The organism is Pseudomonas sp. R4-84, assembly GCF_054130985.1.
The window spans coordinates 4,030,841-4,046,402 of record NZ_CP096390.1; the positions used below are offsets into that span (position 1 = coordinate 4,030,841).

Here is a 15,562-nt window from a genome sequence, read left to right on the forward strand (position 1 = left end):
TTTCTGGAAACGTCAATATGCTTGACCTTAAAAACCCCACCTCCCAGCAAATGGCCATGGAAGCATTCTTCTTTGGTTACCAGGCTTTCACCGCCAAGGCCGATGAAATGCTCGAACGCCGGGGCTTGAGCCGAGTGCATCAACGCATCGTCTTTTTCATCGCCCGTTACCCATCCTTGAGCGTCAAGGAGTTGCTGGCGCTGTTGGGCGTGACCAAACAGGCGTTGAACATGCCATTGCGGCAATTGATGGAAATGCATCTGGTCAACAGCGTCGCGTCCGAGGCCGACAAGCGCAAACGATTGTTGGAGCTGACCGCCGAGGGCCAGCGATTCGAACAGGCGCTGCGCCGCGAACAAGTGAAATTGCTGGAGCGGGTGTTTGCCGAGGCCGGGGAAGCGGCGGTGGATGGCTGGCTGGCGGTGAACCTAGCCTTGGGTAAATCTGGCGAGTGAAAGCGTTTGATCCAACGCTATCGCGAGCAAACTCGCTCTCATAGCGTTCAGCGGTGACCACAAATCTCGCATTCATCACAGCCCACTGTGGGAGCGAGCTCGCTCGCGATAGCGTCCGCACAAGGGATATATCCCTATCGCTCGAAATTTCGTCAACAAAACAGAAAACATTATTTGCTTTATTTGTATACAAAAGCATAATTCGCTTCGTGCGAGTTCCTGACCAACAAGTCAACTACTACGCCAGCCTTACCTGCCTCAATGCCTCGCCGCCACCCTCAGGGGGCGTGCGGTGCCGGAAATAACAATAAAACTCTTGAGGAGTACTCGCTGTGGAAAGCCGCAAACCCGAAGCCCAGACCTTGGATCTTTCGCCGCCATCACGCAGTGGCTGGCTGGAGCGCATCTTCAAACTCAGCTTGCATGGCACCACGGTGAAGACCGAGTTGATTGCCGGTCTGACGACTTTCATCACCATGGCCTACATCATTTTCGTCAACCCCAACATCATGGCCGACGCGGGCATCGATCATGGCGCCGCGTTCGTCGCCACCTGCATTGCCGCCGCCCTGGGTTGCCTGCTGATGGGCCTCTACGCGAACTGGCCGGTGGGCCTCGCGCCGGGCATGGGATTAAACGCCTTTTTCACTTACACCGTGGTCGGCACCATGGGCTACAACTGGGAAACCGCCTTGGGCGCGGTGTTTATTTCCGGCGTGCTGTTCATGTTCCTGACCTTGTCACGAGTGCGTGAATGGCTGCTCAACAGTATCCCGGTGAGCCTGCGCTACGCGATGGGCGCGGGGGTCGGGCTGTTTCTCGGGCTGATCGGCCTGAAGACCGCCGGCATCATCGTCGACAGCCCCGCCACGCTGATCAAGCTGGGCTCGCTGCATGAACCGGGACCGCTGCTGGCTGCCGTATGCTTCCTGATGATTGCCGTGCTGAGCTACCACCGCGTGTTCGGCGCGATCCTCATCAGCATCATCGCCGTGACCCTGGCCGGTTGGGGCCTGGGGCTGGTGCAATACAACGGCGTGATGTCCACGCCGCCCAGCCTGGCACCGACCTGGATGGCCATGGACGTGGCCGGTGTATTCAACGTCAGCATGATCAGCGTGGTGCTGGCTTTCCTGTTCGTACATATGTTCGATACCGCCGGGACGCTGATGGGCGTGGCCCAGCGCGCCGGCCTAGTGAAACCGGATGGCAAGATCGAAAACCTGTCCAAGGCGTTGAAGGCGGACAGCGCCTCCAGCGTGTTCGGCGCCATGGTCGGCGTGCCGCCCGTGACCAGCTACGTGGAAAGCGCCGCCGGAGTCGCGGCCGGTGGCCGCACGGGGCTTACCGCAGTCACGGTCGGTGTGCTGTTCATCGCCGCCATGTTCTTCGCGCCGCTGGCCGGGATGATCCCTGCTTATGCGACAGCCGGCGCCCTGATCTATGTCGCCATGCTGATGATGGGTGGCATGGCCCATATCGAATGGGACGAAGCGACCGACAGCATTCCAGCGATCGTCACCGCCATCATGATGCCTCTGACGTTCTCGGTCGCCGATGGCATCGCGCTCGGCTTCATCACTTACGTCGTGCTCAAGGCTGGCACCGGTAAACACAAGGAAATATCCGTCAGTCTCTGGGTGCTTTGTGCGATCTTTATCGCCAAGTTCATCTTCTTGTAAGCGGCACGAGCCTTACCCGCCTCACCCTGTCGGGTGGGGCTTTTGTACGTCAGGAGCAAAGCAATGAATCTGGAAACCTGGTTGTTGTTCAGTGGTGCCGCGTTGGTGGTAATCCTTATCCCCGGCCCGTTATCGTTACTGATGATCAGCAACAGCCTGAACTACGGCTTGCGCCGATCCTACCCGGCTTTCCTTGGTGGAGTGGTGGCATCGATCTGCTTGTTGAGTGCGTCGGCGCTGGGGCTCGGTGCCCTGTTGCTGGCGTCGGAGCAGTTGTTCAGCGCCTTGAAAATCGTCGGCGCGCTGTACCTGTTCTACCTCGCCTGGCAGAGCTGGCAGCAATCGCGCCAGCCTTCCCAGGGTGCCGAGGTACCTCAAGCCGCCCCCATTCCGCGTTTCCGCGCGCTGTTCGGCCGTGCGTTCGTACTCGGCGCGAGCAACCCGAAGGACATCCTTTTCTTCGCGGCATTCCTGCCGCAATTCCTGAGTGCCGAGCAGCCGTTCTTGCCGCAACTGCTGGTGATGATCGCCACTTGGACCGTGCTCGACCTGCTCTGCAAGCTGGCGTATGGCCTCGGTGCCCATGGCGCTGCCCGCTATCTGCGCACGGGCAAGGGCCAGAGCTGGTTCAACCGGGTCAGCGCCGGGTTGTTCAGCGGGGCCGGGGCGGCTTCCTTGCTGAGCCGCTGAGAAAAAAATCTTCGCGAGCAGGCTCGCTCCCACAGTTGAAACGCATCCGATTGTGGAAGCGAGCTTGCTCGCGATAAGGCCCTCGCCTATTTGATAGGCGAAAAAAAGCCCGCAGTGTGAGCGGGCTAAAAACCAAAGAAGCTCTATGCGCAGTCGCTTCCAGGGCAAGGCAGCTGCTTGGGGGCTCAGCTGCCTCGATAGGTTGAATAGGCGTAGGGCGAAATCAGCAACGGCACATGGTAATGCTCCTGCTCTTGCGAAATGCCAAAGCGCAGCACCACCACATCCAGGAACGCCGGCTCGGACAGTTGCACGCCACGGGCGCGGTAGTAATCGCCGGCGTGGAATTGGATCTGGTAGACCCCGCTGCGGTAGTCGTCTCCTTGCAGCAGTGGTGCGTCACAACGGCCATCGCTGTTGGTCACTGCACTGGCAACCCGTTGCAGTTCGGAACCTTCGACGCGATACAGTTCGATCTTGATCGCGCTGCCTGGACAGCCGTGTGCGGCATCTAAAACGTGTGTAGTCAGACGTCCCATCGATTGTGCGTGCCCGGATGCGGAACAGCCAGGCACGGCGCCTCCTGAGTCAGTTGAAAGACAAGCCGCACCATTTCGAAGCACGAAAGATCACGGCAGTGAGCGAATTAAGACACTTTAAAGCTGAATTGTACACATTAAAAACAGATATCTGCTTCACTTCGCCAACCACGGCAATCGTCATTTGTTTTTACCCCAACCCCAGGCATATAAGGGCTTATGCAACATTAGCTGACTGGGTAGGCAAGTTTCTTGCAGCACCGATACGGCAACGTTGGCGGTAAAAAATGCAAAAAACAGGCTTACAAGTCGACGACAAAGTTGTATACAATCAGTCCATCGTCGTGACGCCAGCCCGATATCCATCGCCAGGGCGCCACCTACATGGTTCGAACAAGAAGGAAGACTGCAGTGAGCGCTGACTACCCACGCGACCTGATCGGTTACGGCAGTAACCCTCCCCATCCCCAATGGCCGGGCAATGCCCGCATCGCCCTCTCCTTCGTACTCAACTATGAGGAAGGTGGCGAGCGCAACGTGTTGCATGGCGACAAGGAGTCCGAAGCGTTCCTTTCGGAGATGGTCGCGGCGCAACCGCTGCAGGGCGAGCGCAACATGAGCATGGAGTCGCTGTACGAGTATGGCAGCCGCGCAGGGGTCTGGCGGATCCTCAAGCTTTTCAAGGAGTTCGATATACCACTGACCATCTTCGCCGTGGCCATGGCTGCCCAGCGCCATCCGGACGTGATTCGCGCGATGGTCGCCGCCGGCCACGAAATCTGCAGCCATGGCTATCGCTGGATTGATTACCAATATATGGACGAGGCCCAGGAACGCGAGCACATGCTCGAAGCGATCCGCATCCTCACCGAAATCACTGGCGAGCGTCCGCTGGGCTGGTACACCGGCCGCACCGGCCCGAACACCCGCCGGCTAGTGATGGAAGAAGGCGGCTTCCTCTACGACAGCGACACCTACGACGACGACCTGCCCTACTGGGAGCCAAACAACCCCACCGGCAAGGCGCACCTGGTCATCCCTTACACCCTGGACACCAATGACATGCGCTTCACCCAAGTGCAGGGTTTCAACAAGGGCGACGATTTCTTCCAGTACCTCAAGGACGCTTTCGACGTGTTGTATGCCGAAGGCGCCGAAGCGCCGAAGATGCTTTCCATCGGCCTGCATTGCCGCCTGATCGGCCGCCCCGCGCGCCTGGCCTCCCTCAAACGTTTCCTCGAATACGTCAAGGGTCATGAGCAGGTGTGGTTCAGTCGCCGCGTCGACATCGCTCGCCATTGGCAGCAGACCCATCCGTATCAGGGAGCGTCCAAATGACCGCTTTCCAAACCCTCAAGCCTTCCACCTTGAGCCGCGAAGCGTTCGTCAAAGCCTTCGCTGACATTTACGAACATTCGCCATGGGTGGCCGAAAAGGCTTTCGACCTGGGCCAGGACCCTTCGATCGACGAGATCGAGACCCTGCACCAGCGCATGAGCGACATCCTGTTGAGTGCCGATCACGCCAGCCAACTGGCCCTGATCAACGCTCACCCGGACCTGGCCGGCAAAGCCGCCGTCCAGGGACAACTGACCGAAGCCAGCACCAACGAACAGGCTGGCGCCGGTATCCACCAATGCACGGCCGAAGAGTTCCAGCGCTTCACCGAGCTGAACGAGGCCTATAAAGCCAAGTTCAAGTTTCCCTTCATCATGGCGGTAAAAGGCAGCAACCGGCACCAGATCCTCGCCGCGTTCGAGACGCGCATCCACCACTCGGCAGACGCCGAATTCAAATGCGCGCTGGCAGAGATCAACAAGATCGCGTTGTTCCGATTACTGACCCTTTAGCGAGCGGCTCCTGAAGACAGGTCCTGCAAGCATCCCCAGCCAACTTATCAAAGGCAGACAAGAAGAATGAAAGCTTACGCCGTACCGTTCGAAAAGTTCGTCAACCTGGCCGACGCCCGCCTGGGCACCAAGATCATCTCGGTCACCGACGACTGGTTCGCCGACGCCAACCGCCTGTTCCAGCCGACCCCGGCCGTGTGGAAGGAGGGCGTGTTCGATGACAACGGCAAGTGGATGGATGGCTGGGAGTCGCGCCGCAAGCGCTTCGAAGGCTACGACAGCGCGGTGATCCGCCTGGGCGTGCCGGGCTCGATCAAGGGCGTGGACATCGACACTTCATTCTTCACCGGCAACTACCCGCCATCGGCTTCCCTGGAAGCCTGCTTCCTGGCCGAAGGCGAGCCGGACGAAAACACCCAATGGACTGAAGTGCTGTCGGCCGTCGAGCTGCAAGGCAACAGTCACCACTACCACGAAATCAGCGACGAGCAAGCCTTCAGCCATCTGCGCTTCAACATTTATCCGGATGGCGGCGTGGCTCGCCTGCGGGTCTATGGTGTTCCGTATCGCGACTGGTCCGCCGTGGGCGACAACGAACAGATTGACCTGGCCGCCGCCCTCAATGGCGGGCGCGCCCTGGCCTGCTCCGACGAGCACTTCGGCCGCATGAGCAACATTCTCAACCCGGGCCGCGGCATCAACATGGGCGATGGCTGGGAAACCGCCCGTCGTCGCACGCCTGGCAATGACTGGGTAATCGTCGCCCTGGGCCATGCCGGTATCGTTGAACAAGTTGTCGTCGACACCCTGCACTTCAAGGGCAATTACCCGGACAGCTGCTCGATCCAGGGCGCGTTCGTCAAAGGTGGCACCGACAGCCAGATCGAAACCCAATCGCTGTTCTGGCGCGAGCTGCTGCCGAGCCAGAAGCTGGAAATGCACGCCGAACACACCTTCGCCGAACAGATCAAGGCGCTGGGGCCAATCACCCATATCCGCCTGAACGTGTTCCCGGATGGTGGCGTGAGTCGCCTGCGGGTGCTTGGCAAGGTCGCTAAATAGCGGTGAAGCCAATCGCGAGCAGGGCTCGCTCCCACAGGGTATGCGGTCAAATGTGGGAGCGAGCCTGCTCGCGATAGCAATAGAACAGACAACAATGAATTCAAGGTAAAGAAGACCAGCATGCGCACTCTCAAGATCGAACCGTTGACCAAAGAAGCCTTCGCCCCGTTCGGTGACGTGATCGAAACCGACGGCAGCGATCACTTCATGATCAACAACGGTTCGACCATGCGCTTTCATCGCCTGGCGACGGTGGAAACCGCCACGCCGGACGACAAGGCGATCATCAGCATCTTCCGCGCCGACGCGCTGGAGATGCCACTGACCGTGCGCATGCTGGAGCGCCATCCGCTGGGCAGCCAGGCCTTCATTCCGCTGCTCGGCAACCCCTTTCTGATCGTGGTCGCGCCACTTGGCGATGCACCTGTATCAGGCTTGGTCCGCGCCTTCGTCACCAACGGCAGGCAGGGCATCAATTACCATCGCGGCGTCTGGCACCACCCGGTGCTGACGATCGAAAAGCGGGATGACTTCCTGGTGGTTGATCGCAGTGGCACAGGCAATAACTGCGATGAGCATTTTTTCAAAGAGGATGAGTTTTTGATCCTCGCCCCCCACCAATAAGAGAAGGTCCGATCACGCGAAAACAAGCGTGACGGGCGAGAGGTAAAGACTGTGGAAGCACATATGCTGGAATGGCTGAACCTGAGCATTCGCTGGGTTCATATGATCACTGGCGTAGCCTGGATCGGCGCGTCGTTCTACTTCGTCTGGCTGGAAAACAACCTCAATCGCGTCAACCCCAAGAGCGGCCTGGCCGGCGACTTGTGGGCCATCCACGGTGGCGGTATCTATCACCTGGAAAAATACAAACTCGCACCACCGGCCATGCCGGACAACCTGCACTGGTTCAAGTGGGAAGCCTACTTCACCTGGATGTCGGGCATCGCGCTGTTGTGCGTGGTGTTCTATTGGAACCCGACCGTCTACCTGCTGGCCCCCGGCAGCAGCCTGAGCGGCCCTGAAGGCGTCGCCCTGGGCCTCGGCTCGTTGTTGGTCGGCTGGTTCATCTATTCCTTTCTCTGCGATTCGGCCCTGGGCAAGCGCCCCGCCCTGCTCGGCCTGATTCTGTTCGTGCTGTTGATCGCCGCGGCCTATGGCTTCAGCAAGGTGTTCAGCGGTCGCGGCGCCTACCTGCATGTCGGTGCCGTCATCGGTACGATCATGGTCGGCAACGTGTTCCGCATCATCATGCCGGCCCAGCGTGCGCTGGTGGCGGCTATCGCCGAGAACCGCACCCCCGACCCGGCGCTGCCGGCCAAAGGCCTGTTGCGTTCGCGCCACAACAACTACTTCACCCTGCCGGTGCTGTTCATCATGATCAGCAACCACTTCCCAAGCACCTACGGCAGCCAATACAACTGGCTGATCCTGGCGGGTATCGCAGTGGCGGCGGTGTTGGTGCGGCATTACTTCAACACGCGTCATGACAGCAATCGGTTTGCCTGGACGTTGCCGGTGGGCGCCTTGGCGATGATCTGCCTGGCTTATGTCACCGGTCCCAAGCCGATGCCTGGCGCGCCGGAAGTCGCGAAGGTGCCCGGCGTGATCGAGTATCAGCCACTGCCGGAGACGGCGGTGGGCGGCGGCGCCAAACCCGCAGTACCAGCGCAGGCGCCCGCGCCTGCCCAGGCTTCCAATGCCCAGGGCCCGTCATTCGATAAAGTCCACAGCGTGATCCAGGAACGCTGCTCGGTCTGCCATTCGGCCAAGCCCACCAGCCCGCTGTTCAGCGCGGCGCCGGGCGGGGTGATGTTCGATACGCCACAGCAGATCCAGCAAGAAGCCGCGCGCATCCAGGCCCAGGCCGTGACCACCCAGATCATGCCACTGGGCAATATCACCCAGATGACCCAGCAGGAGCGCGATCTGATTGGCGCCTGGATCACCCAAGGTGCACGGACCAACTAGTCCACCCGAGCAAGCCTCGATCCACAGCAATACCGCTGACGGGCAGGCCGGCACACGCCGGTCGCCCGTCAGCGGCCGCCTGCGCCTCAACAATAACAACAAGAGGAAAGCACCCCATGCACACGTTCCACACTCACGCCCCGCATCCGTTGCCCATGCGCTGTCGCTACGCACTTGAGCCCCTCCATGCAAGCCCGTATCCTGCGCGGCCGTTCGAATCCGGACGTCTCCAAATAACAATCGGATCCTGACCGACGCCGCTGTTTTCAGCTCTTGTCACAAACAAAAAGCTGACCGAACGGATGTTTATCCGTAGAAAAAGCGCCACACCAGAGCGCTGGCGACAAGAAACGCGATACCACTTACCTTTGGGAGCAAACCGAATGAAACGCACGTGCACCAACCTGATCGTTGCGGGATCTTTGTTGGCAGGGGGACAGGCCGTGGCAGGCGACCTGCTCCAATGGCAGAGCAACAGCCTGAGCTACCTGTATGGCAAGGATTTCCAGATCAACCCACGCATCCAGCAGACCGTGACGTTCGAGCACGCCGATGCGTGGAAATACGGCGACAACTTTTTCTTCCTCGACCGGATCTTCTACAACGGCCAGGACGACAGCCAGTCTGGCCCGAATACCTATTACGGCGAGTTCAGCCCACGCTTGTCGTTCGGCAAGATTTTTGACCAGAAGCTCGAACTGGGTCCGATCAAGGACGTGCTGCTGGCGATGACCTATGAGTTTGGCGAAGGCGACAACGAGTCTTACCTGATCGGCCCGGGTTTCGACCTGGCCATTCCCGGTTTCGATTATTTCCAGCTGAATTTCTACAACCGCCAGACCGAAGGCTCGCGTGCCGGCGACAACGTCTGGCAGATCACACCGGCCTGGGCCTACACCGTGCCCGTGGGGTCGTCCGATATCCTGATCGATGGTTTCATCGACTGGGTCGTGGACAACGACACCAACTCAAAGGGCACCTACCACGCCAACCTGCACATCGTCCCGCAGATCAAATATGACTTGGGCAAGGCCTTGAAACTGGGCGCCAAGCAACTGTATGTCGGTGTGGAATACGACTACTGGAAAAACAAATACGCGATCGAAGACAGCGGTAGTTTCAAGACCAACCAGAGCAATACCAGTTTCTTGCTGAAGTACCATTTCTGATCGACCAAGGCTCGCTGCCACAGTGATTCCCGGAGCGGACACCCGCTCAGCATCCACAGGGAATTCCTTGTGGGAGCGAGCCTGCTCGCGATGGCGTCAGACCCGCTACCCCTGAGCCAAGCCCAGGAACCGGCTCAACGCCTCACGCTGCGCCAACGCATCCTGGCGCCCCAGCTCGATCAACTCGCCGCAGTACCCCGCCTCGAACAGCAGATAGCTCAACACCCCAGCCCCGCTGGTCTTGGTCGCGCCCGGCCCGCGCAGGAACACCCGCAACGCACGGGGCAGTTCCTGGCGATGACGGGCGGCGATCTCGTCGATCGGTTGGCTTGGCGAAATCACCAACACCTCCACCGGTGCCGCACCGAGGGTATGGGCAGGCACGCCCTCGGGCAGGAGGTGACTGAACTGGTTGAGGCGCCCAAGCAACTCGATGTCGCTTTCCAGGCTGTCGATGAACGTGCTGTTGAGCATGTGTCCGCCGATCTGCGCCAGGGTGGGTTGCTGGCCGGTGTAGCTGCGCTCCTGGGGCGTTTGCCCACCCGCGCCGCGGGGGTTGCCACTGACGCCGATGACCAACACACGATTGGCCCCCAGGTGCAGGGCTGGACTGATCGGCGCCGATTGGCGCACCGCGCCGTCGCCGAAGTACTGGGGGCCGATCTTGACCGGTGCGAACAGCAAGGGGATCGCGGAACTGGCCAGCAGATGCTCCACCGACAACTGCGTCGGGACACCGATGCGCCGGTGCCGCAACCAGGCATCTATAGTGCCGCGACCTTGATAGAACGTCACCGCCTGTCCGGACTCGTAGCCGAACGCGGTCACCGCCACCGCTCGCAGCTGGTGCTCGGCGATCGCCTGCTCGATACCCGACGCATGGAATTGTGCCCGGAGCAATTCGCGCAACGGTGAACTGTCGACCAGCGCCACCGGCAACTTGGCCCCCAGGCCCAACAGGCTGTGCGTGATGAAACGCGTCGCCTGGACGAGCACGCCACGCCAATCGCTGCGCATCACCTGGTGGCTGCGCACCGCTTGCCAGAACGCCGTCAGCCGCTCGATGGCGCTTTTGAAATCCATCGCACCGCTTGCCAGGCTGACCGCGTTGATCGCGCCAGCCGACGTGCCGACGATCACCGGGAACGGGTTGTCTGCGCCGTCTGGCAATAACTCGGCGATGGCCGCCAATACGCCCACCTGATATGCCGCTCGAGCCCCGCCGCCGGAAAGAATCAAACCTGTTACCGGTTCAGCTGGGGTCATCGCGTTGCTCCGTGCTCAGTCAATTAGGCTACATTTCAACCGCGTTTTTCGTACAACTTCGGCTCACCCGGCGGACGGGTCTTGAAGCGCCGATGGGCCCAGAGATATTGCCCGGGGCATTGGCTGACCGATTTTTCTACCCACTGGTTGATGCGAGTGCAATCGGCTTCCTCGGTCTCCCCCGGAAAATCCTCCAGCGGCGCCTGGATCACCAGACGATAGCCGCTGCCATCAGCCAGACGCTCCTGGACGAACGGCACGACCAGTGCCTTGCCCAAGCGCGCAAATTTGCTGGTGGCGGTGACCGTCGCCGCCTGGATGCCGAACAATGGCACGAATACACTTTGCTTGGCGCCGTAGTCCTGGTCCGGTGCATACCATATCGCCCGGCCCGCGCGCAGCAACTTGAGCATGCCGCGCACATCATCGCGTTCCACCGCGAGGGAATCGAGGTTGTGCCGTTCGCGACCGCGGCGCTGGATATAGTCGAACAACGGGTTCTTGTGCTCGCGGTACATGCCATCGATGGTGTGCTGTTGGCCCAACAACGCCGCGCCGATTTCCAGCGTGGTGAAATGCAGCGCCATCAGGATCACACCCCGGCCCTCGCGCTGGGCCTGCTTGAGATGCTCCAACCCTTCGACATGGGCCAGCTTCGCCAGGCGCGAACGCGACCACCACCAGCTCATGGCCATTTCGAAGAACGCGATGCCGGTGGAGGCGAAGTTTTCCTTGAGCAAGCGCTTGCGCTCAGCGGCGGACTTCTCGGGAAAACACAGTTCCAGGTTGCGACTGGCGATGCGCCGCCGGTCGCCGGCCACCCGGTACATCAGCGCGCCCAGCGCCCGGCCGATCCGCAGCAGCAACGGATACGGCAACTGAACGATCAGCCACAACAGCCCCAGGCCGCACCACAGCAGCCAGAAACGCGGATGAAAAAATGCAGCTCGAAGACGCGGGCGATCCATTACAGCTTCCACAAAGACTTGGGCCGCGCATTCTACATTGTTCGACCCGGGTTGCGGCTGACGGGCGATCTCGTTATAAGTCTCGGCACTTTTAGTGACAAGTCGTTGTACGCCGACCATGAGCCAAACCGAACCGCTAGACCAAGATCCCGTGTTCCAGCTGAAGGGCAGCATGCTCGCCATTACGGTGCTGGAACTGGCCCGTAACGACCTGGAAGGTCTTGACCGGCAGTTGGCGGCGAAAGTCGCCCAGGCCCCGAATTTTTTCAGCAATGCCCCCCTGGTACTGGCACTGGACAAGCTGCCTGCCGGCGAAGGTTCAGTGGACTTGCCTGGCCTGATGCGCGTCTGCCGCCAACACGGCCTGCGCACGCTGGCGATCCGCGCCAGCCGCATCGAAGACATCGCCGCCGCCATCGCCATTGACATCCCGGTGCTACCGCCTTCCGGTGCTCGTGAGCGGGTGCTGGAACTGAGCCCGGCCGAACCGAAGAAACCCGAGAAACCAGCAGAGCCCACCGTCAAGCCAACCCGTGTGATCACCACGCCGGTACGCGGCGGACAGCAGATTTATGCCCAGGGTGGCGATCTGGTCGTCGTGTCCTCGGTCAGTCCGGGCGCGGAACTTCTGGCCGATGGCAACATCCATGTATACGGCCCGATGCGCGGCCGTGCGCTGGCCGGTGTCAAGGGCGACACCAAGGCAAGGATCTTCTGTCAGCAGTTGAGCGCCGAACTGGTCTCCATCGCCGGGCATTACAAGGTTTCCGAGGATTTGCGTCGCGACCCGTTGTGGGGGGCTGGCGTCCAGGTCAGCCTGTCGGGCGACGTGTTGAACATCATTCGGCTTTAACGGATACTGCCGCATTTTCCAAGCATCTCTAAAACGTAGCGAAAACAGCTTAACGACGTAGGAAAAAGGATCAGGCAGTGTTTACCAGAAGTAGACCCGGCCCAATGTCCTATTCCAGCCAAGCCTGTGCAGTTGCAGCAGTTTTCCAGAGATGTTTTTCAGGGGCTGACAAAGTCCTTTTTCCTTAGGGGTGAAACACCTTGGCCAAGATTCTCGTGGTTACATCCGGCAAGGGTGGTGTGGGTAAGACCACCACCAGCGCCGCTATCGGTACCGGCCTCGCCTTGCGCGGCCACAAAACAGTCATCGTCGACTTCGACGTCGGCCTGCGTAACCTCGACCTGATCATGGGTTGCGAGCGTCGCGTGGTCTATGACTTCGTCAACGTGGTCAATGGCGAAGCGAACCTGCAACAAGCCCTGATCAAGGACAAGCGCCTTGAGAACCTGTACGTGCTGGCCGCGAGCCAGACCCGCGACAAAGACGCGCTGACCCAGGAAGGCGTGGAAAAGGTGCTGATGCAGCTCAAGGAAGACTTCGAATTCGTGGTCTGCGACTCCCCGGCCGGTATCGAAAAAGGTGCCCACCTGGCCATGTACTTCGCTGACGAAGCGATCGTCGTGACCAACCCGGAAGTGTCGTCGGTGCGTGACTCCGACCGCATGCTGGGCCTTCTGGCGAGCAAGTCCCGTCGCGCCGAGCAGGGCGAAGAGCCGATCAAGGAACACTTGCTTCTGACCCGCTACAACCCTCAGCGCGTCAGCGACGGCGAAATGCTCGGCGTCGAGGACGTCAAGGAAATCCTGGCGGTCACCCTGCTGGGCGTGATTCCAGAATCCCAAGCGGTACTCAAGGCCTCGAACTCCGGCGTGCCGGTCATTCTTGACGACCAGAGCGACGCTGGCCAGGCGTACAGCGATGCAGTCGATCGTCTACTGGGCAAAACCGTCGAACATCGATTCCTCGACGTCACGAAGAAAGGTTTCTTCGAGCGCCTGTTTGGAGGTAGGTAATGAACCTTTTTGACTTCTTTCGTGCCAACAAAAAGCCAAGTACCGCCTCGGTCGCGAAAGAGCGTCTACAGATCATCGTGGCGCACGAACGCGGCCAACGCAGCACCCCTGACTACCTGCCGGCCTTGCAGAAGGAACTGGTGGAAGTGATCCGCAAATACGTCAACATCGGCAACGATGACGTGCATGTGGCGCTCGAAAGCCAGGGCAGCTGCTCGATTCTGGAACTCAATATCACCCTGCCGGATCGCTGATCGACCCTGCGGGGAGCCACGGCGGCTCGGGCCCTCTCCTCTCCCCCTGGGACTGGAGAAGGGCCCGAGCCGCCGTTGCCGTTTGTTACGAGACTGTTTAATGCCCCTGTCCAACATCCGCATCCTCCACCAGGACGCCGCCGTACTTGTGGTCGACAAGCCGACCCTGCTCCTGTCCGTGCCTGGCCGGGCGGACGACAATAAAGATTGCCTGATCACTCGCCTGCAGGAAAACGGCTATCCGGAAGCGCGAATCGTGCACCGGCTCGACTGGGAAACCTCCGGCATCATCCTGCTGGCCCGCGATCCGGATACCCATCGCGAACTGTCCCGCCAGTTTCATGACCGCGAAACCGAAAAAGCCTACACCGCGTTGTGCTGGGGCCAGCCCGAGCTGGACAGTGGCAGCATCGATCTGCCCTTGCGCTACGACCCACCGACCAAGCCCCGTCACGTCGTGGACCATGAGCACGGCAAGCATGCCCTGACGTTCTGGCGTGTACTCGAACGTTGCGGCGACTGGTGTCGGGTCGAACTGACGCCTATCACCGGACGCTCACATCAGTTGCGCGTGCACATGCTGTCCATCGGTCATCCGTTGCTGGGCGACGGACTCTATGCCCATCCGCAGGCATTGGCGGCCTGGCCGCGCCTGTGCCTGCACGCCAGCATGCTCAGCTTTACCCATCCGCAAAGCGGCGAGCGCTTGCGCTTCGAGTGCCCGGCACCGTTCTGAACAAGGGATCAAACGAAGTCAAGCCTTCTGGCGATACGCGCCAGAGGCCTCGACCGGGACACCGTGTGTAGGAAAAGTCTTCACATTCAATGGAATATGCCTAAGATGGTGGCATTTAGCCAAGGCCAGGACGCCCGTGCCAGATTCTCCACCGCTTCAGCAAGACTACCGTTATACCTTCCGCTTCTTGAATACGGATTTACATCTACGGGACGAACCTTGTCATCGCACCGAGCAAGCGCTGCGCCAGCTCATCATCAATCGCCGCAAGCGCGCGGTGACCAGGGCGACGGCAATCATTGCGGGCAGCAAACAGGCTTTGTTTGCCAAGGTCCAGCGCCTGGGCAGTTGGCGAAGCAAAGTACGCGTCACATTGGGCACCCCCCAGCGCAACGGGCGCTTTGACTGGCCACTGGAAGAGCTGCAGAACACGCTGCTGGCCCAGCATCGCGGCGTCCGGATGCCGACGCTCCAGGGGTTTGGCTACACCAGGAGTGGATTAGGCCTGGCCCAGGACTACTTCCTGATCACCGAGTTGCTGGAGGATTACACCGACGGCGCAAAATGGCTGGCGGAACATCCCGGACAGATCGAAACATTCACCCACAAAGCCTTCGAACTGCTGGATTCCCTGACAAGCAGGAACATAAGCCACATGGATTTCTGGGCTGGCAATCTCATGCACCCGGCTGATCCACAACGTCCGCTGATGGCGATCGATTTCGAGAACTGTTTTTCCCGGCCGACGCCGTTTCACAGCGAAACACTCGGCTTCCAGCTCGGGTTCCTGTACCACCGTGAAATCTACCGGTACATCACCGAAGCACGGTACGACAGCCTGGTCGAGGAATACCTCGATCGCAAGCCAACGGTCTCGATGGAAAACTTCAACAAGGTGTATCAGGTCAGCAAGCACTGCCACCTGGGCCGCAAGGAGCGCCGAGAAGTGTTCCTGCAAGGCCGGCTCCTGCTTGACTGAGCCATTCGGGGTGCGGCATTGGCCCTGCTATGTCGCTGCCCGATGGGGTAAACTCGCGCCATTGCTGTCTGGAGT

17 protein-coding genes are annotated in these 15,562 nt (G+C 60.1%); 14 read left to right on the plus strand and 3 right to left on the minus strand.

Annotated elements, in window-relative coordinates:
- The first annotated feature begins 17 nt into the window (after window positions 1-17).
- The 3 genes from M1D68_RS18375 to M1D68_RS18385 all read left to right on the plus strand — a co-directional run bounded on the left by M1D68_RS18375 (window position 18) and on the right by M1D68_RS18385 (window position 2,827).
- On the plus strand, window positions 18-455 hold the full coding sequence (locus M1D68_RS18375; RefSeq protein WP_420766969.1) for a MarR family winged helix-turn-helix transcriptional regulator: 438 nt from the start codon (window positions 18-20) through the stop codon (window positions 453-455).
- A gap of 332 nt (window positions 456-787) precedes the next feature.
- A complete protein-coding gene (locus M1D68_RS18380) occupies window positions 788-2,137 on the plus strand; it encodes an NCS2 family permease (protein ID WP_420766970.1) in 1,350 nt (449 codons plus the stop codon).
- 63 nt (window positions 2,138-2,200) lie between these two features.
- Complete coding sequence (locus tag M1D68_RS18385) at window positions 2,201-2,827, plus strand: LysE family translocator (RefSeq protein ID WP_420766971.1); 627 nt, start codon at window positions 2,201-2,203, stop codon at window positions 2,825-2,827.
- Window positions 2,828-3,012: 185 nt separating this feature from the next.
- Here M1D68_RS18385 and uraH read toward each other — a convergent pair whose 3' ends face one another.
- Complete coding sequence (gene uraH, locus M1D68_RS18390; RefSeq protein WP_420766972.1) at window positions 3,013-3,366, minus strand: hydroxyisourate hydrolase; 354 nt, start codon at window positions 3,364-3,366, stop codon at window positions 3,013-3,015.
- 411 nt (window positions 3,367-3,777) lie between these two features.
- On the opposite strand from uraH, the gene puuE reads away from it, so the two are divergent.
- From puuE to M1D68_RS18420, 6 genes are all read left to right on the plus strand, one after another.
- The gene (puuE, locus tag M1D68_RS18395; RefSeq protein WP_420766973.1) at window positions 3,778-4,704 is read left to right on the plus strand and encodes an allantoinase PuuE; all 927 of its coding nucleotides are present in this window, start codon (window positions 3,778-3,780) and stop codon (window positions 4,702-4,704) included.
- A complete protein-coding gene (gene uraD / locus M1D68_RS18400) occupies window positions 4,701-5,216 on the plus strand; it encodes a 2-oxo-4-hydroxy-4-carboxy-5-ureidoimidazoline decarboxylase (RefSeq protein ID WP_420766974.1) in 516 nt (171 codons plus the stop codon). Before puuE ends, uraD begins: the two co-directional genes overlap by 4 nt.
- Window positions 5,217-5,282: 66 nt before the next feature.
- Complete coding sequence (gene alc / locus M1D68_RS18405) at window positions 5,283-6,278, plus strand: allantoicase (protein WP_420766975.1); 996 nt, start codon at window positions 5,283-5,285, stop codon at window positions 6,276-6,278.
- Window positions 6,279-6,398: 120 nt separating this feature from the next.
- Entirely contained in the window at window positions 6,399-6,902 is a 504-nt protein-coding gene (locus M1D68_RS18410) for an ureidoglycolate lyase (protein ID WP_025214983.1), read from the plus strand.
- A 51-nt stretch (window positions 6,903-6,953) separates the two neighbouring features.
- Window positions 6,954-8,249 (plus strand): urate hydroxylase PuuD, encoded by a 1,296-nt coding sequence (locus M1D68_RS18415; protein ID WP_434560119.1) that lies wholly within the window; start codon window positions 6,954-6,956, stop codon window positions 8,247-8,249.
- A 383-nt stretch (window positions 8,250-8,632) separates the two neighbouring features.
- Window positions 8,633-9,418, plus strand: coding sequence for an outer membrane protein OmpK (locus tag M1D68_RS18420; protein WP_434560121.1), 786 nt, complete (start codon window positions 8,633-8,635; stop codon window positions 9,416-9,418).
- Window positions 9,419-9,523: 105 nt separating this feature from the next.
- Here the strand turns inward: M1D68_RS18420 and M1D68_RS18425 are convergent, their stop codons facing one another.
- Together M1D68_RS18425 and M1D68_RS18430 are read right to left on the minus strand one after the other, a co-directional pair.
- Entirely contained in the window at window positions 9,524-10,684 is a 1,161-nt protein-coding gene (locus M1D68_RS18425; RefSeq protein ID WP_434560123.1) for a patatin-like phospholipase family protein, read from the minus strand.
- Window positions 10,685-10,719: 35 nt separating this feature from the next.
- Window positions 10,720-11,652, minus strand: a complete 933-nt coding sequence (locus M1D68_RS18430; RefSeq protein ID WP_434560125.1) for a lipid A biosynthesis lauroyl acyltransferase — start codon at window positions 11,650-11,652, stop codon at window positions 10,720-10,722.
- Between the two features lie 118 nt (window positions 11,653-11,770).
- Between M1D68_RS18430 and minC the strand changes: the two genes are divergently transcribed.
- From minC to M1D68_RS18455, 5 genes are all read left to right on the plus strand, one after another.
- Entirely contained in the window at window positions 11,771-12,505 is a 735-nt protein-coding gene (gene minC / locus M1D68_RS18435; protein ID WP_420766980.1) for a septum site-determining protein MinC, read from the plus strand.
- Between the two features lie 200 nt (window positions 12,506-12,705).
- A complete protein-coding gene (gene minD / locus M1D68_RS18440) occupies window positions 12,706-13,518 on the plus strand; it encodes a septum site-determining protein MinD (protein ID WP_025214989.1) in 813 nt (270 codons plus the stop codon).
- Entirely contained in the window at window positions 13,518-13,772 is a 255-nt protein-coding gene (gene minE / locus M1D68_RS18445) for a cell division topological specificity factor MinE (RefSeq protein ID WP_039594520.1), read from the plus strand. The genes minD and minE overlap by 1 nt, the downstream gene beginning before the upstream one ends.
- A 100-nt stretch (window positions 13,773-13,872) precedes the next feature.
- Complete coding sequence (locus tag M1D68_RS18450; protein WP_420766981.1) at window positions 13,873-14,508, plus strand: RluA family pseudouridine synthase; 636 nt, start codon at window positions 13,873-13,875, stop codon at window positions 14,506-14,508.
- A gap of 136 nt (window positions 14,509-14,644) precedes the next feature.
- Entirely contained in the window at window positions 14,645-15,487 is an 843-nt protein-coding gene (locus tag M1D68_RS18455) for a lipopolysaccharide kinase InaA family protein (protein WP_434607221.1), read from the plus strand.
- Window positions 15,488-15,562: the final 75 nt, after the last annotated feature.

What these genes read in the sequence shown, in the direction of transcription:
- M1D68_RS18375 (WP_420766969.1), top strand. Translation starts at nt 18, where the DNA reads ATGCTTGACCTTAAAAACCCCACCTCCCAGCAAATGGCCATGGAAGCA.
- M1D68_RS18385 (WP_420766971.1), top strand. Translation starts at nt 2,201, where the DNA reads ATGAATCTGGAAACCTGGTTGTTGTTCAGTGGTGCCGCGTTGGTGGTA.
- uraH (WP_420766972.1), bottom strand. Translation starts at nt 3,366, where the DNA reads ATGGGACGTCTGACTACACACGTTTTAGATGCCGCACACGGCTGTCCA.
- uraD (WP_420766974.1), top strand. Translation starts at nt 4,701, where the DNA reads ATGACCGCTTTCCAAACCCTCAAGCCTTCCACCTTGAGCCGCGAAGCG.
- alc (WP_420766975.1), top strand. Translation starts at nt 5,283, where the DNA reads ATGAAAGCTTACGCCGTACCGTTCGAAAAGTTCGTCAACCTGGCCGAC.
- M1D68_RS18410 (WP_025214983.1), top strand. Translation starts at nt 6,399, where the DNA reads ATGCGCACTCTCAAGATCGAACCGTTGACCAAAGAAGCCTTCGCCCCG.
- M1D68_RS18420 (WP_434560121.1), top strand. Translation starts at nt 8,633, where the DNA reads ATGAAACGCACGTGCACCAACCTGATCGTTGCGGGATCTTTGTTGGCA.
- M1D68_RS18425 (WP_434560123.1), bottom strand. Translation starts at nt 10,684, where the DNA reads ATGACCCCAGCTGAACCGGTAACAGGTTTGATTCTTTCCGGCGGCGGG.
- M1D68_RS18430 (WP_434560125.1), bottom strand. Translation starts at nt 11,652, where the DNA reads ATGGATCGCCCGCGTCTTCGAGCTGCATTTTTTCATCCGCGTTTCTGG.
- minC (WP_420766980.1), top strand. Translation starts at nt 11,771, where the DNA reads ATGAGCCAAACCGAACCGCTAGACCAAGATCCCGTGTTCCAGCTGAAG.
- minE (WP_039594520.1), top strand. Translation starts at nt 13,518, where the DNA reads ATGAACCTTTTTGACTTCTTTCGTGCCAACAAAAAGCCAAGTACCGCC.
- M1D68_RS18450 (WP_420766981.1), top strand. Translation starts at nt 13,873, where the DNA reads ATGCCCCTGTCCAACATCCGCATCCTCCACCAGGACGCCGCCGTACTT.